The 19,502-nt window shown below is 61.8% G+C and carries 16 protein-coding genes; 4 read left to right on the top strand and 12 right to left on the bottom strand.

Annotation, left to right across the window (positions count from 1 at the left end):
* Positions 1-27: 27 nt before the first annotated feature.
* Positions 28-693, top strand: coding sequence for a cutinase family protein (locus ABDC78_RS14780; RefSeq protein ID WP_178357281.1), 666 nt, complete (start codon positions 28-30; stop codon positions 691-693).
* A 99-nt stretch (positions 694-792) separates the two neighbouring features.
* Entirely contained in the window at positions 793-1,581 is a 789-nt protein-coding gene (locus tag ABDC78_RS14775) for an SDR family NAD(P)-dependent oxidoreductase (protein WP_178357282.1), read from the top strand.
* 117 nt (positions 1,582-1,698) lie between these two features.
* Here ABDC78_RS14775 and ABDC78_RS14770 read toward each other — a convergent pair whose 3' ends face one another.
* The 3 genes from ABDC78_RS14770 to ABDC78_RS14760 all read right to left on the bottom strand — a co-directional run bounded on the left by ABDC78_RS14770 (position 1,699) and on the right by ABDC78_RS14760 (position 6,926).
* Positions 1,699-4,122, bottom strand: a complete 2,424-nt coding sequence (locus ABDC78_RS14770; RefSeq protein WP_178357283.1) for a PE-PPE domain-containing protein — start codon at positions 4,120-4,122, stop codon at positions 1,699-1,701.
* A gap of 475 nt (positions 4,123-4,597) precedes the next feature.
* Positions 4,598-5,437, bottom strand: coding sequence for an SDR family oxidoreductase (locus tag ABDC78_RS14765; RefSeq protein ID WP_178357284.1), 840 nt, complete (start codon positions 5,435-5,437; stop codon positions 4,598-4,600).
* 115 nt (positions 5,438-5,552) lie between these two features.
* Positions 5,553-6,926 (bottom strand): PE-PPE domain-containing protein, encoded by a 1,374-nt coding sequence (locus ABDC78_RS14760; protein WP_178357285.1) that lies wholly within the window; start codon positions 6,924-6,926, stop codon positions 5,553-5,555.
* Positions 6,927-8,096: 1,170 nt separating this feature from the next.
* On the opposite strand from ABDC78_RS14760, the gene ABDC78_RS14755 reads away from it, so the two are divergent.
* Positions 8,097-9,335, top strand: coding sequence for a PE-PPE domain-containing protein (locus ABDC78_RS14755; protein WP_178357286.1), 1,239 nt, complete (start codon positions 8,097-8,099; stop codon positions 9,333-9,335).
* Between the two features lie 97 nt (positions 9,336-9,432).
* Here the strand turns inward: ABDC78_RS14755 and ABDC78_RS14750 are convergent, their stop codons facing one another.
* From ABDC78_RS14750 to ABDC78_RS14730, 5 genes are all read right to left on the bottom strand, one after another.
* The gene (locus tag ABDC78_RS14750; RefSeq protein ID WP_178357287.1) at positions 9,433-10,803 is read right to left on the bottom strand and encodes a cytochrome P450; all 1,371 of its coding nucleotides are present in this window, start codon (positions 10,801-10,803) and stop codon (positions 9,433-9,435) included.
* 56 nt (positions 10,804-10,859) lie between these two features.
* Entirely contained in the window at positions 10,860-12,344 is a 1,485-nt protein-coding gene (locus tag ABDC78_RS14745; RefSeq protein ID WP_178357288.1) for an NAD(P)/FAD-dependent oxidoreductase, read from the bottom strand.
* Positions 12,345-12,690: 346 nt separating this feature from the next.
* The gene (locus ABDC78_RS14740) at positions 12,691-13,401 is read right to left on the bottom strand and encodes a nitroreductase family protein (RefSeq protein ID WP_178357289.1); all 711 of its coding nucleotides are present in this window, start codon (positions 13,399-13,401) and stop codon (positions 12,691-12,693) included.
* 2 nt (positions 13,402-13,403) lie between these two features.
* Complete coding sequence (locus tag ABDC78_RS14735) at positions 13,404-13,895, bottom strand: DUF2505 domain-containing protein (protein WP_347133471.1); 492 nt, start codon at positions 13,893-13,895, stop codon at positions 13,404-13,406.
* 20 nt (positions 13,896-13,915) lie between these two features.
* On the bottom strand, positions 13,916-14,596 hold the full coding sequence (locus ABDC78_RS14730; protein WP_178357291.1) for a flavodoxin family protein: 681 nt from the start codon (positions 14,594-14,596) through the stop codon (positions 13,916-13,918).
* Between the two features lie 104 nt (positions 14,597-14,700).
* Here ABDC78_RS14730 and ABDC78_RS14725 point away from each other — a divergent pair, with 104 nt between their 5' ends.
* Positions 14,701-15,528 carry a class I SAM-dependent methyltransferase gene (locus ABDC78_RS14725; RefSeq protein ID WP_178357292.1) on the top strand — a complete coding sequence of 276 codons (828 nt, stop codon included), beginning with the start codon at positions 14,701-14,703 and terminating at the stop codon, positions 15,526-15,528.
* 4 nt (positions 15,529-15,532) lie between these two features.
* Here the strand turns inward: ABDC78_RS14725 and ABDC78_RS14720 are convergent, their stop codons facing one another.
* The 4 genes from ABDC78_RS14720 to ABDC78_RS14705 all read right to left on the bottom strand — a co-directional run bounded on the left by ABDC78_RS14720 (position 15,533) and on the right by ABDC78_RS14705 (position 19,477).
* Positions 15,533-16,789: a phthiocerol/phthiodiolone dimycocerosyl transferase gene (locus tag ABDC78_RS14720; RefSeq protein WP_178357293.1), complete on the bottom strand. Its 1,257-nt coding sequence runs from the start codon at positions 16,787-16,789 to the stop codon at positions 15,533-15,535.
* 29 nt (positions 16,790-16,818) lie between these two features.
* Complete coding sequence (locus tag ABDC78_RS14715) at positions 16,819-17,508, bottom strand: ABC transporter permease (RefSeq protein WP_347133470.1); 690 nt, start codon at positions 17,506-17,508, stop codon at positions 16,819-16,821.
* A gap of 155 nt (positions 17,509-17,663) precedes the next feature.
* Complete coding sequence (locus ABDC78_RS14710) at positions 17,664-18,482, bottom strand: ABC transporter permease (RefSeq protein WP_178357294.1); 819 nt, start codon at positions 18,480-18,482, stop codon at positions 17,664-17,666.
* Positions 18,482-19,477 (bottom strand): ATP-binding cassette domain-containing protein, encoded by a 996-nt coding sequence (locus tag ABDC78_RS14705; protein WP_178357295.1) that lies wholly within the window; start codon positions 19,475-19,477, stop codon positions 18,482-18,484. Before ABDC78_RS14705 ends, ABDC78_RS14710 begins: the two co-directional genes overlap by 1 nt.
* Positions 19,478-19,502: the final 25 nt, after the last annotated feature.

Genomic DNA, 19,502 nt, shown 5'->3' with positions numbered 1-19,502 from the left:
CGGCCGACGATGTGTCAGCATGGACACATGTTGAAGACGCGGGTTCTTGGTTTTGTATGCGCAGCAGTGTCCATGCCGTTTTCGATGCTGCCCACCGGCTTCGCAGTGCCGATGGCTTCCGCGGAGCCATGTCCCGACATCGAAGTCATCTTCGCTCGCGGCACGGGTGCTCCCCCAGGACTGGGATGGTTGGGCCAGGCATTCGTCGACTCCTTGCGAGGCAAGGTCGGCGATCGTTCGGTTGGAGCCTACGGCGTTAATTACCCCGCAAGCTTTAACTTCAGCGCTTCGGCGCCAGAGGGCGCCGCGGATGCGTCCGGGAGGGTGCGTTGGATGGCAGATAACTGCCCTGACACTCGGCTCGTGCTCGGCGGCAATTCCCAAGGCGCCGGCGCTATCGACCTGATCACCGTGGACCCCAAGCCATTGGGTCGGTACATACCGACCCCGATGCCTCCTGATGTCGCAGACAACATAGCTGCGGTTGCCGTTTTCGGCAACCCTTTGCGTAATGTGCGGGGCGGCGGCCCGCTACCACAGATGAGTGGTGTTTATGGGCCCAAGACTATCGACCTCTGCGCTCTCGATGACCCGTTCTGTTCGTCTGGACTCAACTTTCCCGCGCACCTCTCCTATGTTCAGAATGGAATGGTCGAGACGGCAACAGATTTCGTTGCGGACAGGCTGCGCTAGCCTGCGGTTTTCGGCAGATGATAAGCGCATCGGCGTCGCGGTTTGATGGGAACCGAACTTGCCGGGAGGGCCGAGCGCAGGACCCCGTAACCTTTACGCATGGATCTGCACGGTGCACATGTCCTTCTCACGGGCGCCTCAGGCGGCATCGGTTGCGCGCTCGCGGAGGCCTTTGCCGAACGCGGGGCGCAGTTGACGCTCACCGGTCGGAATGCCGAAGTTCTGGATGAACTCGGCGCACGGGTCGGAGGCAGATCGATCGTGGCCGATCTGAGCGAACAGTGCGGGCTTGACCAATTGCTCGCCCAGGTCGGTCCGTTGGACGTACTCATTGCCAACGCGGGAGTTCCCGCGTCTGGCCAGTTGTCGGATTACTCGGTGGACCAGATCGACCGTGCGCTGGCAGTCAACCTTCGCGCTCCAATCGTCTTGGCTAAGCTCGTTGGCCAACAGATGGCTTCCCGAAGGTGTGGCCATATGGTGTTCATGTCCTCGCTGTCAGGTAAGTCGGCGTCGGGGCACATGGCGCTTTACAACGCTACGAAGTTTGGCCTCCGGGGATTCTCGACTGCGTTGCGTGATGACCTGCGCCCGTACGGCGTCGGCGTTTCGACGATCTTCCCGGGGCCGATAAGGGACGCGGGAATGATCGCCGAGACTGATGTGCACATCCCACGACTTGGCACTCGCACAACAGAGGCGGTCGCGAAAGCGACTATTCACGCAGTCGAAGAGAACATCGCTGAGGTGACTGTTGCGCCGTGGTCTCTGAGAGCCGCAACCCTCTTGGGTAGCTTGGCCCCCGAGTTGACGTCACGACTGCAGCGCAAGACCGGTGGCCATACGATGATGGCGGCGATCAGCCGGGCGCAGCAACACAAGCGGTGATTGGTGACCGCCCGCTTTTTATATTGGCTCGCAGAGTGGACATTGCGGCTTTCCTGCACCCGAACGCGACATTGCGCCGACCGCCCGGAGCGGTCGGCGCAATGTCGCGTCGGTTACTTAAGCCGCGTCTCTCTTGGAGTCCCGCTCTGAGGATTTGCTGTCCGAGTTGGAGTCCTTCTTGGAGTCCCGCTCTGAGGATTTGCTGTCCGAGTTGGAACCCTTCGGGTCGTTGCTCGGTGACTTCGAGGTGTCGGCGTTGTTTTTGGTGGTCTCGCCTCCGACAGACTCCCCCTTCGTCGACTCCGTAGAGTCGAGGACTCGTTGCTTAGAAGAACCGAACGGCTTGAACGGGTCTGCAAAGCGCTTGCGGGGGGTCTCGGCGGTCTCCGACTCTTCCGATCCGTCCGTCGAATCGCCTTCGGTCCCGGTTTCGGTCGTGGGCTCCTCGGGCGACTGTTCCCCTCCTGGCTCTCCCTCGTCGTAATCTCCGAGGGTTCCGTCGACCTCGGAGGATGTCGAGACTTCGTCCGACTCGTTCTCCAAATCCTTCGGCAAATCAAGGGAGAACAGGGAATTGGTTTTCCGCTCAGCCGTTTCCGTCACCTTCTTGGTGTCGTCAGAACTATCGGCGCTGGCATCCTCGTTGTTTGCCACGAGGGTGAGGGTATCTGCGGTGGCCTCTTCCGGCGGTAGGCCGGCTTTGGCCCTGTCAACCGCTTCTTGAGCAGCATCCGGATCAGCGATGACACCAGGATAATCGCGATCGTATGCCCTATCGATGATTGGCTTCAGATAACTCTGGAGCTCGTCAGCAAAGTCATTCAGCCCGATCGCTCGCAGACTTTGCAGCATGGGCAGGTTCTCGGTCCGCACCAGGACGTAAGTGGTGTTGCCTTCCTGGAACACCGTCTTCTCGTCGTTCTCCAGATCTACTTCATCGTAGTAAGGGTGCACGACGAAGTATCCGGAGATGGCGTTCGCAACGGCGAGGAGATTGAACGGATCGTCCGGCCAATCGGCAGCACCGTCATACTCCCTGGCCACGTCCAGAACTGTGTATTTGGTGTCGCTAGGCGTGGCCCGCTCGATGTACCACGCGGGGCGCGTTCCGCCGTACTTCCGGTTCGGGTTGCCGGTCAGAATGAAGTGAAGGTCGTCACGGTCCGGGCTGCCTTCGACATCAGCGGTCGGACCGCCCTCAGCCTGTGCTTTCGCGAGTGCCTTCGAGTAGTTACTCAGCCACCGCGACGCGATAACCGATCCCTCCGAGTAACCGAAGACCGTCGCAGGCCCCGACCCTGGATCGGCGAGAGCGGCGGTGAGCTGCTGCAGACCATTTCTGATGCTGAATTCTTGAAGGAACCGGATGTACTCCAGATTTTCGCAATCGCCCAGACTGCCGTCGCAGACCGATCCATTCAGAGCATCATCGATTGGCCATAGCTCGGTCCCCTTCACAGAGATCACTTTTGGCGGCAAGTCTGCCGCCAGCCCCTGCGGAATGGGTGGGGTGTTATCCGGAACCTCCGGATAAACACTGGGCTCCTCCAACTCGGTTTGCGGCATCGGCCCGCCCTTGAAGACCCAGTTGAAATAAACCTCCGCGTCCCGACCGATACGCTCCCACGCCTCCGGTGTCCACAGCGAGAGCGTCTTGACGGTGGGGGGCTTCGGGACCTCAGGATGGGGTCCTACCCAATCTTGGTCGGTGAACTCCTGCCCGAAGTCGAGGTAGGTGTAGAAGTTGCCGAAGATGCTCGCGACCGGAAGCGAACTCGGCGCACCCTTCACGCCGAGGAGTTGGCAGGGCAGGCAGTAGGTGCCTTCAACGAAGGGGTTGAACGAGTTGTAGACCGCCTTCCAGAATCTCTCGCTGGCTTCCATCTGATCCAGCAGATAGGTCCGCTCTGGCGCCCATCCCTCTACGGGATCCTTGGTCAGCGCCTCCCACAGAGCCTTCCCCGGGCCGAAGGGATCGTACGTGACAGTCTGATTGGACCAGGGCATCTCGATCGACGGGTCGAGGGTGTTGAACACATCCCCAAACGTGTACTCGTAGCCGAAGAGGGCTTCCCACGGGGGCGTGGTGAAGTAGGCGGTGAAGTAGAAAGGATCCGCGCACGGGCCCGGAGTGCCCGTACAATTCTGTGTCATCGGAAAATTGCGCGACATGATTGCGTTCAGCTGGTCGGCCTGTGCTTGCGCGACCTCGGGTATCGGCGTGAACAGCTTGGTGAAACCAATCGCCTTTGCGTAGTCCATGTGGTCCCACCCCAGGACGTTTGTGGGGGTGTAGATCCACCAGTTTCCGGAGCCCTCCAGCGATTCCGAAGCCGCGTTGAGTCCATCCAGCTGGTTCTTTTGGGAGTCCATCAGAATGCGGTAGAGGTTTGTCGGGATGTTGGCGATCGAGTTAGCGGCAAGCCGTACCGCCACATCGCTGAACTGTGCCTTGGCTTCCTCTGGAAGGGGCGGGGTCAACGCCGGCGTCGCTGGTGCGGCGACGATCAAACTCGCGCCCACAAGTGCTGCGCTGCCCATTGCCAGCGGCTTAAGAACTGGACGCATTACTCGGCCCCTCTCAACTGATCTGCATGTTTACTGATGAGTAAATTTGTGTCGAACAAAAGTTGCTAGAGACCTTCGTGACGTCCGAGTGTGTCTAGTTCCCGACACTGTATATCACAACGACGACGTGCTGTGAGCTGAGTAATCCATGCAATCGTTACATTCGGTACACTTCCGGCACGCCGATCGCAGGGATTTTCTCGGGTTTGCGCGTAGCGCAGCAATATCAGGCGCGGTGAATGGCTTGCCCGACAACTTGAGGATCGTCCGTGTGCGATGCCGATTCTTCGCCGAACGGGCCGTTCCTTCTCGAAATGCCGATGAGGTGACCGGCGGGCACGTGACCGGCAACGATACCTCGTAGACGACACCCGCCGTAGCCGTGAGAGCATCGCCATGAACGCGAAAGATCAAGCGATGGTGAGTAAGCCGGCTGATTCTGTTACGATCAGCCGTTTCCGGGTGCCAAGGCACGAGTGCGCTTTAGGGACTCCTTGGCAAGGAGCATCGAAAGTCTGGGTGACAGCCGTTCCAGGTACCAAAGAGCCTTCCAGAATCGCGGCACGACGATGATCCAGCGGCCGCGCGTCACTTCAGGCAGCGCGCGCTCTGCGAACTGATCCGGTGATGCCGGCCGCAGCCTCTCACCTAGCTTGAGCATGTTCTCAGGGCTGACCGTCGTGTTGTACCCGTAGCGGCCTCCGGTCAGGATGGGGGTGCGAACCACTCCTGGGCACAGCACAGATACCTGAATTCCATAGCGCTCGGCCTCCAGTCGCAGTGTGTTGGACAGCGCGATCACAGCGTGTTTAGTCGCCGAGTAGCCCGCTTGGGCAGTCATGGTGATCAGGCCAGCCATGGACGCGGTGTTGACGATATGTCCGGACCCCTGTCTGATCATGATTGGATATGCCGCCTGAATCCCGTTGATGACGCCGCGCAGATTCACGTCGATGATGTTGTTCCAATCATCGACAGTGAATGTGTCGATCTCACCGCCGATGCCGATGCCGGCGTTGTTGAACAGATAGTCGATGCGCCCATAAGTCTCGACTACTTTGGCAACAGCCTCCTCAAATGCCGCAGAGTCCCGGACGTCGAGTTCAAGCGCGTGCGCTGCCGCTCCGGACGAAGTCAATCGTGCTGCTAGCTCTTCGCCCATGGCGGCCTGGCGATCCGCGATCCATACGACGGCACGCTGCTCGGCCAGCTTTGTTGCCAACGCCGCACCTATGCCCGAGGCACCGCCAGTGATCAGCACTACTTTTCCCGAAACACTCGAAGACATTGCCGAAGGATACCGGGATCGCGCACGCGTGCTTCAGGCACGCGTCGAACCACGATCGCCGGGAAGCCCTACGAATCAACGATTCCGACGATTGTCCTTCCTCGAACCTGTCGAGTCAGTCGGTCGACTGAGACGCGTCGGCATTTGACTGCGACGACCCAGGGCCATCTGCGGATCTGCCAGCGCTTCGCGCACTGTCGATCTTGCTCCCATTTAAAGGCGCGCGGTGCTTGGGATGCAACGTCCTAGGGGGCGCCGATCCCGCACCACTGTCGGAATCTTTCGGCGGAGAGTAACTGTCGGACGGCGCCGCCTGCGGTGTGTCAGACCCCGCTTCTGCCTGCGGCTTCTCCGAGGTCTCCGAACCATCGCTATAGCTGTCCTCCGGGGGCGCGAAGTCTTCTCCTTCCTCGTCCTTCACCTCGGGGAGTTCCTGGGTGAGTGCGGGACCTGTTACAGGTTCGACGTTGAGATCAGTCTTGCTGGGATCTGCTGCAGGTTCGCCCTCGGCCGCTGAATCGGACTCGGAGACGGCGTTCGAGAGTTCACGAACTGTGTTGTCGGAAGCTCCACCGGAGGGCGGCAGATGGGCGGCGGTATCGCTGGCGGTCGTGTCGTCTGGGGCGGGCGTAGCGACCGTCTCGCCCTCGGGGATCTCGCTGATTACGGTCGAGGACGAAAACACCGTCGTCGCTTGCACGCTGAGCGGAGCGGAGGCGTCGGGGATGGTCACAGGCCGTCGATAAGCGGCTTCGATAAGTGGTCGAAGTAGTGCATCGAGCTGTGCCATCGTTTCGTCGGTGGTCAGCCAGTCGATCGGGGCAAGGATCGGTAGGACGTCCGTACGGAAGTAGAGGGTGCTGGCCCCCGTCACCGGATCGACAAACACCGCATCCGGGTTGTCCAGGTCCAACTCGTCATAGCCACTGAGGTGAGTGCTGAATGACGCGTTCAACAACGCCAGCAGATTGAACTTGTCCCATGGGGCATCGGCAACACCGTCGTACTGGCGCACCACAAAGGTGACGTTGTCGTAATCTCCTGTCTCCGGGAGTCCCGAACCGCCTTTGTGGCCTTCGTAGGGATAGTTGTTTCCCGGCGTTTCCGGTGATCCCAACAGTAGGAAACGAACGGAATGCGCGTCCCTGTCGTCCGCGTTCTCACGAATCCACCCCAGCACCGAGTGCGTGCCCTTCGAAAAAGCCACCACCGACTTATAGCCCCAAGTGGTGTCAATCCAATGATCCAGCGCGGACACGCCGTCGGCGATGCCGGCCTGACCCGGCCAGAAGTCGTAGGCAATGTTTCGGCACGGGCATACCGAAGAACCGGAGTTGTTGACCGAACTGAACTTCGGCGCAGAGCCAAACAGTCCGACCAACGTTCCGGTAGCGGCCTCGGCGATCGTTGGCGGCCCGGCAAGGAGCGGACCCGCCAACACCATGGGAAGTGCGGCTACTGTAACGGCACCCTTCTTCAGCCTGTTCACTCCGACTCCTTCGCTGTCGCACATGCGCTTACCGGGGAGGGCGTCGGGCCGTTAGCGCCCGTACGCATTAAAATCACGCCTCTTACGGCTGCCGTCGCCGGCTGGCCGCCATGGATCTGAGACCTACTGAGGAGCTTTTGCGTAGCGACGAAGGGCGGATATGAGCTCCAAACTCGCACACTGGAATCCCCGATCTGTGACTGCGCTCAGCTAACAGAGTTGCCAGCTCGTTGGTGGGGATGAGAATACAGCCCGGCGTTGAACATACAACGTGTATTCGCATATTGCGCAGCGAGGACTCATCGCCACAAACCGATTGACAGTTTCCGACACGCGCCGACTCGGCCTGGCAAACTCGACGGTCCGAAGATTCAAGAACCAAAGCGCAGACGTGGAGCGCACTCGATCTGGGAGACGGCGGCGATCAGCCACGACATTGAAGGGAATATTCGTCTTAGTTGCTTCCGTAAGTGGGGATTTTGCAGCACGAGGGCGTCAGATGTCGGTCAACCGGTGGTCGCATCTGGTGGGTCCAACTAGTGATGGAGATGGTCGTACCAATCCGGAGAGTCCCTGCATCTCGGATTTAGGCGGCTGCGAGCGACAATGTATGGTCACGAGCCCGTTCCCTTGCACAGGCACTTGTGCTGCGGGAGGGTTGGAAGTCTCTGTGAGAGAACCGATACCACGCCAAACTCAAACGCACTGCGCAAATTTCCTACGTGCCACAGCGAATCGCAGCCCGTGAATTCGGGGGTGCGCTCGTCATTCTCTGGCGCGCCATCGTGTCCGTCACAGTGGCCCTTGCGAGTCTCGGCCGATGGCTGTCGATGTTTGCGGTATCAGCACCGCTGCGCATTTGCTGCTGTCGGTATGCCTGCCGGAGGTATTCGGCTGTGTTGCGCAAAAGTGAAACTGTCGCGGCAACCGCAGCAACTGCCGCGGCCCGGTCGGCAGAGGTTGAGTCTGTAGTTCGCTGAAGCTGCACCGTCGTCAAAAATGACAAAGCTGTTACCTGCGAAGTCCCGCCCTCTAAACCGCTGTTTCGATCGATCAATCGAGTACGCTGTGGATCGGTCCACGAGGCCACCGACGGTCACATACCAGGGGGTATAGCAAATGAAATCTCGAAGCGGAACGAAGCCGCGGGCTCAGGCAGGGGCTGTCGCCGTGGCGGCGTCGCTCTGCTTGCTCGCCACCCCGGGTGCTTCTGCTGCAGCAGAGGTGGTTGCCTTGCCTGGACCGGCCACCGTCTTGACCCTGGGAATCGTTCCCGGCAGCAACCACGACGACCTGCAAGGCGTCGTGTGTCAGAGTCCCAACACATGTGAGGCTGTTAGGTATCCCTCGGTGTTCTATCCATCGGGCGCCGACCCGCTCAACCAGAAGTTGCAGGAGACGTCTGGCCTAAAGATTGTCTACGGTTACAGCCAAGGCGGCCAGGTGATCTCGGCTTGGATGCGCAAGTACGCCGCGGCAGAAGACGCACCCCCCGCGGACGAGTTGCTCTTTGTGATCATTGCCAACGGCGACAGGCGCTACGGTGGTTCGAACGCGAGGTCAGGGTACGTGATGCCCGAGACGCAGTATCGGGTCATCGATATCTCCCGCCAGTACGACTTCGGTTCCGACTACCCGAACGGCGAATTCAACCTACTCGCAATGGCGAACGCAATCGCAGGCTTCGGTTCGATTCACACTGACTATGAAAGTGTCGACATCAACGACCCCGCGAATATCGTTTGGACAGAAGGTAAAACGACGTACGTGTTTGTACCCACCGAGCAACTGCCGTTACTCCGTCCACTGCGGATGCTCGGATTCGGCAAACTGGCCGATGAGCTCAATGGCCCCTTGAAAGAGATCATCGAACGTGGTTACAACCGCGACTATCTGCCGAAACCAGTCGGTCCGAGCGACCCGGCCGAGCCGAACCCCCCCGCCGAGCCGACTGAGCCCGCGGAGCCGGGAGAACCGACTGGACCCGCGGAGCCGACTGAACCCGCGGAGCCGGCAGAACCGACTGAACCCGCCGGGCCGACTGAACCCGTGGGGCCAGCCGCACCTGCGGAACCGGCCGAACCGACTGAATCAGCCGAACCGACTAAACCGGCCGAACTGGCCAACTCCGTCGAGTCCAGTGAGCTGGCTGGGCAGACCAGGGAGATGACAGGATTGTCCGACGAGGAGGGCGGCGAACCGGTCGTCGGTCGGCAGTCGGTGACTTCCTTTCACAAGCGCGATGCCGACGCCGAAAGTTCGGAATCCGACGATTCCTCCCGCAGAGCTCTGACGCGACGGTCAGAAAAGCAACGTGACGCGTCGAGTGACGTGTCAGTGAGTTCGACCGGGTCGCTGGACACCGACCGCGAATCCGGTGACGACTCCGTTCAGGACAACGGCTCTTGATCGCTTTCGGCAGCGGTGTCGCGGTTGATCGGCCCGCCGCATATGAACATCCCGGAAAGCCGTAACCGCCTAAGCAGAAATGGATCTGGCGTGCGACCTAGGTAGCAGTGTGCCTATGACTCGGCGCCGCGCTGGCATCGCCCGCAGTCTCGGCGCCACGTCGGTGTACAACCAGTCGGCCGCCGCGGCCAGGGGCGACAGTGACACCGCGTGTGTGGATCCGCTCGTCGGGAGCATCAGTCGGTTCGAGTCGGAATTCGCGCAAGATTGTTCGCAGGGTGACATCCATCTCCATGGTGGCGAACGATGCTCCGATGCAGCGCATCATCCCCCCGCCGAATGGAATCCAGGCGAACGGATTGGGTGCCTGGTCAACAAACCGTTCAGGCTTGAACGTCGCCGCGTCCGGGAAGCTCTGTTCCGCTGCCATCGCGAGTTGAGTGCTAGCCATAACGATAGTGTCCTCTGGAATCACCCACTCCCCCAACTTGATTCGCTTTCTTGTCCTACGCAGCGCTGCCGTCAGCACTGGTCGAGTGCGTTGCACCTCAGCGAGCACGGCCATCATGTAATCTGACCCGCCGGAATCGACCTCGTCGGCCAAGCGTTTCAACACCGCCGGGTGCCGACGAATACGTTCGAGGGCCCACGCCAGCTGAGTCGATGTCGTCTCGTGTCCGGCCACGAGTTCGGTCAGCAGCTCGTCGGCGATATGCCGATCGGACAGCGGTTCGCCGTTCTCGTAGCGGGCCTGCAAGAGCAGCGACAAGACATCTGCGCGTTCCTCGAAGTGCGGATCTGACCGCGCGTCGTTCATCAGCGTGAAGATGACATCATCTACCTCACGCTTGAAATGGGCGAAGCGGCCACCCGGGCTCCAAGGGCCGAAGTCACGTTTTACCACGGCTGGGGCCAACGCCAGGCGAGATCCGAAGTTGACCGCCGCGGGGATCAGCACACGCAGCTTGTCCAGCGCGGGCCCTTCGGCGCCGAAGATTGCACGCAGAATCGTGTTCAGGGTGATCCGGGTCATCGGTTCCAGTGTGCTGAACTCGACCCCCTCCTGCCATGTCGCGATTTCGCGGGCCACTTCTTCTTCGGTGATGCGCTCGTAAGTACGCATACTCTTGCCGTGAAACGGCGGAAGCAGGATCTTCCGGCGGGCCTGCAGTGCGTCGCCTTCGAGATTGAAAATCGAGCCCTCACCGAGAACTTCCTTTCCCAAGTTCTGCTTGGGGCGCCCGATTAGATCCCGGCTGGTGCTGAATAGGTCCTTGACGAGAACGGGATCGCTCACTACGACCGCGTGTCCGAGGGCTGGCAAGCTGAGGGTGAACGACGACCCGTACTTGCGCCCAAGCGCCGCGACTGACTGATACCGCAGAGCCAAAACCACGCCACCCTGAATGAGCTTCGGCCAGCGTGGCCCCGGTGGCAGATGAACCGGTTCGGTCGTCTCGGTTGCCATGTAGTTCCCTTCAGCTGGTGGTTCGATTCTGCTGCCACGCCGCCGTGGTGGGCTGCCTAGGCGATGGCATAGTCACTGAGTGGGAAGCGATCCTGCTCTTTCACGGCGCTGCGAATCGACGTCGGTCTGAAGAGGGGGGCTTCACCGGATTTGTTGAACCAGTATGACCGCGATGTTGCACAGTTACCGAGTCGGAAGACTGAGTCGTCGAGCAGGTCAAGCATCCGCTGCAGGAATCTGGCATTCGCTTCTTCGGTCACTTCGAAGGTGCTGCCGCCTCTATTCTGCAATTCACCGAAGAGTCGATGCATGTGACGCATTTGATATTCGACTGTGTCAAACCAGGACATACCCACCCACGCATACGGACTGGCTTGAGTGAGCATGTTGGGGAACCGAGGTACCGTTAGGCCTTCGTAAGCCTGGAATTTGTTCTCTCGCCACCACTTGCCAAGATTGCGGCCGTCCCGGCCGATCACCTCGATCGCGGGCAGATTGGACTCCCACACATCGAAGCCAGTGGCCAGGATCAGGGTATCAATCGTGCGTATGGTCCCGTCTGTCGAGACGATGCAATCCCGCTCGATTCGTTCGATACCGGCCGTCTCGAGATGCACGTGCGCTTTATTGAACGTCGGGTAGTACTTGTTCGACAGTGTGGGCCGCTTGCACCCGAAGTCGTAATCGGGGGTGAGTTTAGAACGCAACTCGCGGTCCCGGACAGACAGAAACCGATGCAGCGCACCGATCTTTGCCGCGGCCGTGTTCACGGGCCGGAACTGTCGAAATTTCCACATCGCCACGGTCACCATGAGATCCATGAACAAGTCACTGGACAGCCGCAGAAGACGTTGTGCTGCAGGTACTCTGGCTAGAAAGCGTTGCATTGTCGGGGAGAAGCCGAAGTCGAACTTCGGCATGACCCAGATGGGTGTCCGCTGGTATACCGTCAGTTCAGCCAGGTCGTCTGCCAGCGCGGGAATCAGTTGCACACCCGTTGAGCCGGTACCGATGATCGCTGCGCGGCGGCCTTTCATCGAGTAATCCTCGTCCCACTTCGCTGCGTGGATAACGTGCCCCTCGAACGATTCGATACCGGGAATGTCCGGCACCTTTGGTTGGCAGAGATATCCCGTGGCCAACACGAGGAACTGCGCATGAAGCGTCTCGCCACGGGCCAGGGAGATGATCCAGGTGTCGGTATCTTCGTCCCAGCGCGCCCCCTCGACTGTGGTGTTGAACCGCATGTACCTGCGCACGTCGTACTTATCGGCGACGTGGTCTGCATACTGCTTCAATTCCGCACCCGGTGCGTACAGTCGCGACCAATTGGGATTGGGCTCGAACCAGTACGAATAGGTCGTCGACGGGACGTCGACGGTCAAACCTGGATACCGATTTACATGCCAGGTGCCGCCGAGACCATCTTCTCGGTCGAGGATGGCGATATTGTCGTAGCCCAGGCGGTTGAGTTGGATCGCTGCGCCCATCCCGCCAAATCCTGCCCCGACAACTACGGCGTCCAACCGATCTCTGCTCACGCGGGGATTCTACTGGCCGTATTGTCTATTCGAACTACCACTACTGCCTCCACCTATCGGGTTCCGTCCCCTCGTCAGCTTCGCTGCCGCCTCCCGAATAGTACTTAAGGTCCTGCGACCCATGTTGCTGACGAATGTGGATGCTCTGATCACCTCGACCCGAAGTCGCGACAGATGTGTTGAATGATCATCTGTGGACTCGCGTGCCCACCTGCGGGGATGCGTCGGTGCACGCGGTGTCCGGTTCGATCGCATCCCCGAGAATGCTTTCGCCTGACCCGTTCGAACAGATTCCACGGCGCCGATCCGTCCGTTTGCGTGGCCAAATGGAAGCGGCATAGCCGTGTCACCGGCGGCTCGTCGCGAACCATGCCCGGTTGCCATAGCCGTCCAGATGCACCACTTCGTCGACCGGTCTGCGGGTCGTCGGGCCGTACCGGCCGCGCGGCCAACCCAGGGGTATCACGGCGCACGGGGTGACCGACGTCGGCAGCTTGAGGACCCGCCTCGCCGACGTCAGGTTCCACAGCGGCAACGTGATCAGCGAGGCACCCAGGCCCATGGACCGCGCTGCCAGCAACAGATTCTGCACGCTCGGATAGATCGATCCGAAGAACGCCGACGCCGCCGCATGTGGCATGGGCGCGTACGGCACGCGACCCTCCCTGGCGGTCAGTTTCAAGCACGCCACGATCAGCACCGGAATCTCGGTGAAGTGGTCGACCTGCCACTGGATGGCGCGCACGCTCTTGGCCATCTCCTCGTCGTAGGACGCGATGTCCCGGATCGACGTGCGGTGGAAGACCTTCCAGGCCAGCCGGTAGCGGCGAGCAAGTTTCTTCTTGACGCGGGGGTCTTTGACGACGATGAACTCCCAGTTCTGCCCGTTGGCGCCGGTCGGAGCGCGCAGCGCCAACTCCAGGCATTTGAGCACGATCTCGTCGTCGACCGGGTCGGGAAGGACGCGACGAATCGCGCGCTGGGTCATCATCGCCTCGACCAGCGGCATATCCAGCCGCGCAAGGGCTTCCGCGGTCGTCGGGATGGGTTCGGGCATGGTCAGGCCTTCCCTGAGATCCAATCGGCGGTGAACCGCTGCATCTGCGGCACCTCCTTGGCTATCAGGTCCGCAACGAAGCGCTCGATCCGCCCGCCGACCAACGGGATCCGGACCTCCAGAGTTCCGCGTACCCGAAGCGATGAGCCGGCCCCGATGGGTTCGAGGATCATGGTGCCCGCACCGGAACTCGGCACTCCGTGGGCGGAGATGGTGAACTCGCCGTGCACCTCGCCGCCGCCGTCGGCAGGCCGCCACGATTCGGTCCGCATGATCTTCGTGTCACCCGGGAGCATCCTGGCGATCCCGCCGGGCAGCATGTCCTGACGGATGTCCTGGGTGGTGCGCACGACGACGGTGCCGTCGGATCCGGATTCCAGTGCGTTTAGGGTCATCGAGTCGCCGCCGTACGCGGCGAGCCTGGCCAGCCAATAGTCCCGCTGGCCGAAGGCGGAGAACACATGGGCAACGGGCGCCGACGTCTCGATGGTCACGTCAAACGATCGCGGCACGGCTAGCGGCCCCGCTTGCCGAACACCTTGTCCGCGACGCGAGCGGCGAACCGCCGGGATTCCTCGAGTTGTTCGGCGCTGATGTTGGTGGGCGGCAGTTTGACGCCCAGGGAGCGTTCCTTGTACTCCCCCGATCCCAGATAGCTGGTCAGCGACAGCATCGATGCCAGCTCACTACCGGGATAGGTGAAGTGGATGCCGTCGACGTACCGCCCGCCCTTCTTCTCGGCGAGCTTGCGTACTCCGGAGAGGTTGCCGCGCCACTTGCGGCGGCAGACCACGAACACCGCGAAGCGCTTGCCGTCCAGCACGTTCCGCGCCTCGTGGGACTTGAGGAACGATCGCAGCGGCATCGACACCGTGCTCCACCACGTGGGTGATCCGATGCAGATCAGGTCGTAGTCGCCGGTGCGTACCGCATCGGGGGTCCGGATGTCGCCGGTGCGCTGGAACGTCTGGGCCGGCAGCATTCCGAGGAACTCGGGCCACACCTTGCGCATCGGGAAGCGGGAGAACCGTTCGGCGTACCGCGGATCGGTGAATTCGATCGGCGCGGTCGTCACGTCGTACCCGCGCTCTTCGAATACCTCCCCGGCAGCCTCGAGGACCTTCTGCGACTGCCCTGTGTAGCTGTAGTACAGCAGCAGAACCCGCGGAGGCCTGTCGTCGGGGGCTTCCGTCATGGTGCGAACTCCTCTTCCCTGTCGAATCTGAGATGAACGTCGAATCTGAGATGAACTCTGCCCCGGCGTGCCGAGCCGAGACCTTTGCCCTTAGCCTCACATACGTGGCCAACAAAGTTTCCGTCAATCTCAGCGGTCCGGCGAAGACGATGCTGTCGACCCTCTACCTGAAGGCTCTCGACGCCGACTTCGACCGACCCATCCTCGGCGACCGGTTCGCCAAGGAAGCGATCGCCAAGCTCGACTTCGATTGGCGCGAGCTCGAGATCACGCCGAAGTGGGCGCCGCTGTTCACCGTACGCACCGCCCAGTACGACATCTGGGTGCGCGAGTTCCTCGCGGCGAACAAGGAGTGCACCGTCGTGCACCTGGGATGCGGGCTGGACTGCCGGGTGTTCCGGATTGATCCCGGCGCCGACGTGCGGTGGTATGACGTCGATTTCCCGCAAGTGATCGCGCTGCGGGAGCAGATCTATCCGACCCGGCCCAACTACCAGCTCATCGCCACGCCCGCGACCGAGCCGAACTGGCTCGATCAGATCCCCGCCGACCGGCCGACGTTGCTGATCGCCGAGGGCATCAGCATGTATCTGACCGAAGACGAGGGCATCGCACTGCTGCGGAAGTTCATCGATCGGTTCGGCGCCGGAGAGCTGCAGATCGACTTTTTCAACTGGCTGGCGATCAAGTCGCAGAAGTCCCAATCCCTGGTCCGCACATCGGGTTCGACTCTGTACTGGGCTGTGAACAGCCCCCAGGAGATCCTCGCCAAGCTTCCTGACATCCGATTGCTGGCTGCCGCAACATTTTTCAGTGCCAGCACGTACAGCAGGGCGCCCAAGGGGCTGCAGGCGGCGAAGCGCGCGGTGCGTCTGATCCCACCGCTGAACAGGGCGCTGCAGTACCACCGTTTCGCGTTCGGACCCCGCTGAGCGCCTAACCGACACCGGCGGCGGCATGGTTGTCGGCGATGCTGCGCAACTGGGCTTCGATTGCGGCGACTGACTTCTCGGGTTCGGGGCCGTGTGAGTGGTATTCGATCATCAGCTGTCCGTTGAAGATCTTGCTGGTGTAGATCTCGATTCCGGCGCCCACTGCGAAGTAGAACTCGCCGTGACTGGCGGTGAGTTTCATCTCGGGCGGGGTTCGCAGTGGCGGCACGATGCCGTTGTCGGTGAACATCACCACGTCGGGAAGACCGGGCGGGTTGCCCACATACTGCGGACTGAAATGCAGGAAGCTCTGCTGGATCACGCCCTCGGCAATGTCCTTCTTGAAGGTGTCGTTGATGTCGCGGGCGAGAGCGACGACGTCACTGCCGTCGGTGATCTCCGCGAGGTAGGTGGCGATACCAACCGGGTTGGTCGCCTCGGTGGCCGACACCGGCGGTGACAGCAGGTAGCGGAGGTCGACCGGGTAGACGTAGGGCACCGGGATGTTGGGCGTCTTGCGCAGGTTCCACTCGGCCATCAGTACGGCGGCCGACAGAAGGCTGTTCAAGCCGAGTTTGTGGGCCTGGCAGAACCCGATGATGTTCTCGGTGTCCTGTTCGGTGAGCGTGCAGAACTCCATCGGGACACGCTGCGGCAGAACGGGGTTGTCCTCCGACGGCGCACGTCGGGACGGGGGCAGGTCGTAGACGAACATCGCCGCCAGCAGGCGCTCCAGTCCGGATCGTGTCTTCTTCTCCACACCCCGGTTGGCCAGGATGACCTCGAGTGGTTCCGGTGCCGAATGGACGGTGACCGGCCGGGAGGAGCCGGTGGTGACCAGATCGGTGTAGGTCGAGAACAACTCCTCGATCAGGCTGAACTGGTGGTGACCGTCGGCCAGGCTGTGGTGGATGTACAAGGTCGGCTGCGCTTGGCCGTCCCGGATCGTCAGGCGGAAGTGCACCAGCGAGGCGGTCTGGTCGAAGATCAGCGGCGGGGCCGCGGCATCACCGTCGAGTTCCACCACCTCGATGCCGGCGTGCATCAGATCGTCCAGCACGATCTCCCATTTACCGTCCGGCAACTGCTCGAGATGGCCGCCGAGCACCGGATGCGCCTGCAGTAGCAGGTCGAACGCATCGGACATCGCGTCGGCGTCGATGAGTCCGTCGGCGTGCGCGGCCAGCCCGACGAAGTTGTGCGTCTCGGCGAACATCTCCTCGCTTCGCGCCAGCTTCCGAATGCCCGACGAAGGAAACATAAACTTAGACTCCCTGAACGTTGATGTTTTCAGCCACGCTTGCTGGCCTTGCGATATCCGAAGACCAGCGGCAGCGCGCACGCGGCCGCGATGCCGATCGACCACAACACGGTGAACATGACGGGTTCGGCTATAGGGCCATCGATCGACAAACCCTGCATCGCTTTGATGGTATAGCTCACAGGCTGATGCTCGACGAAGGGTTGCAGCCAGTCCGGATACTGGTCCAGCGGGACGAATCCGATGCAGAAAAACATCAGTATCGCGATCAAAATGTCCGTCGCCTGCGGCACAAGCGTGCTTGACGAATGCAAGGCTAGCGTGAGTACAGCTGCCGAAAGCGTGACCCCGAACAAAGCCGGCATGAACACCCACAGGATGGCCGCCGGTATGCCCTGCTCGAAGCGAAAGCCCAAGGCCATACCGACCAACATGACGGCCAGAGTGATCACCACGATGCGGATCGCGTCGGCTGACAACCTGGCGATGAGGCCTGCTCCACGGTGGACCGGCACCACCCAGAATCTTGATAGCAACCCCGCATCCCGCTCCCGCATGGTGCCGATCGCGCCGATGATGGCGCCCGTCATCCCGCCGACCAAGGCCACCAGCGGCACCTGACCGTACAAACCGCTGCGCCCGGTGACCTGCTCGATGCCCTCGCCCAGCACGATGTCGAGGGCCACCAGGAATCCGGCGGGCATGACCAGCGACTGCACCAGCGTGGCGGGGTCTCTACTCCAACGGCGCAGGATCCGTGCGGTGAGAACCCATGTCTGCGGTACCAGTCGGCGGGGTGAGTTCTCCCAGATCCTCGCCATCCGGTGACGGCCACCGGGCCGATGGGGGGCCTGGGTCGAGGCCGGCGGGGCGGTCACTGGCGGCGCCTCCTGCTCACCACGGCGTGCAGCGTCATCGCCACCACGATCGATCCGACAGCCCAGGCCAGCCCCGGAGCCAGGACCGACCACGACACCTCGGGTGCGGCGTCGGTGCTGTCCCCAGCCAGTGCTTGCAGTCCGTACACCCATTGAGACAGCGGCTGATTGCGGACGAATCCCTGGATCCAGTCCGGGAACCGCTCGACGGGCTGGAGTCCGACGCACGCCAAACCCAATGTCAGCTGGGGCAGCAGCATCAGCGGCGCGGTGGCCTCGGGGTTCTGGGTGGCGATCCCGATCAGATCACCGATGACCGCTAGCGCGGCACCGATGAGCAGGGCCAGCCCCATGAACCCGATGGCGTACAGGATGCCGTTGTGGAAGCGGAAGCCGATGACGTGGCCACAGATCACCGACACCGTCAACGCCACGCAGCAGCGGTACATGCTTGCGGTCATACGCGAGACGAACGGGGTCTGCGTCGCGATCGGCATCGCGCGGAATCGCCGGTTGATGCCCTGCACCGAATCGGTGGCCGACCGGAACGCCGCCGATATCGCGGCGAACCAGACCGCCTGGAGCACGATCAGCGGAGTCAGGTACTGGGCGTAGCTGCTCAGCGGCTGAACCGAGCCCATCAACTCCTTCAGCGGCAGGTAGTAGCCGACGGTGAAGACGATCGAACCGATGATCTGCGTCGGCAGTTCGCCGTTGCGCAGGGTCGGGATGATCATCCGGATCGTCAGCACCCACCACTGCTGAACGGTCGACACGCCCGGCCTGGCGGCGTGCGGGATGGCGGTCTGGTCCATCACGCGTACGCGTCCGCGGCCTCGGCCGTGCTCGGAGCTCCGTCGGAATCCGCACCGGTCAGCGCCAGGAACACCTCGTCGAGCGACGGCCTGCGCAACGCGATGTCCATCAGCTCGATGTCCGCCTCGCCGAGTCGGTGCAGTGCCTCCATCAGCGTCTTGGGGCCGTCGGGCGCCGGCATCGAGATGCGGTCCGAGGTCTCGGTGAGCGTGGCCCGGAAGGTGTCGGGCAGCATGTCGCCCAACACCGCGGCCATCGCGGGGATGTCGTGCAGATGACGCGGCACGATCTCGCAGTAGGTACCGCCGGTGCGCTCCTTGAGCTGGTCGGCGGTGCCCTCGGCGATCACGGTGCCCTTGTCGATCACGATGATGCGGTCGCTGAGCAGATCGGCTTCCTCGAGGTACTGCGTCGTGAGCAGCGTCGCGATACCGGCCTCCTTGAAGTCGGTGACCAGCTCCCAGATGGCCTGTCGGCTGCGCGGATCCAGACCGGTGGTCGGTTCGTCGAGGAACACCACCTCGGGGCGGACGACCAACCCGCACGCGATGTCGATGCGGCGCTTCATCCCGCCGGAGTAGTTGCCCACCGCGCGGTCGCCGGCGTCGACCAGGTCGAACTGCTCGAGTAGCTCCTGCGCCCGCTCTTTGGCCACCTTCTTCTTCAGGCCCTGCAGGCGGCCGAACATCAGCAGGTTCTCCCGACCCGTCAGCAGGTCGTCGAGAGCGACGTGCTGACCGGTCAGCATCAGCGAGCGTCGCACCCCTGCGGGATCACCGACCACGTCGTGCCCGGCGATCAACGCCCGTCCGCTGTCGGGCGTGATCAGCGTCGACAGTATGTTCACCGTCGTCGTCTTCCCTGCGCCGTTGGGGCCCAGCAGACCGAGTACCTCGCCGCGTTCCACCTCGAAACTGACGTCGCGTAGAGCCGCGACGTCACCGAAGGACTTCTTGATGCCGGCGACGATCACCGCCTTGTCAGAGCTGACCATGCGCTCCTCCTGCCTGATCACGCCC

Source organism: Mycobacterium sp. DL, assembly GCF_039729195.1.
Classification (GTDB): Bacteria; Actinomycetota; Actinomycetes; order Mycobacteriales; family Mycobacteriaceae; genus Mycobacterium; species Mycobacterium hippocampi_A.
This window is presented reverse-complemented; position numbering and strand designations above follow the sequence as displayed.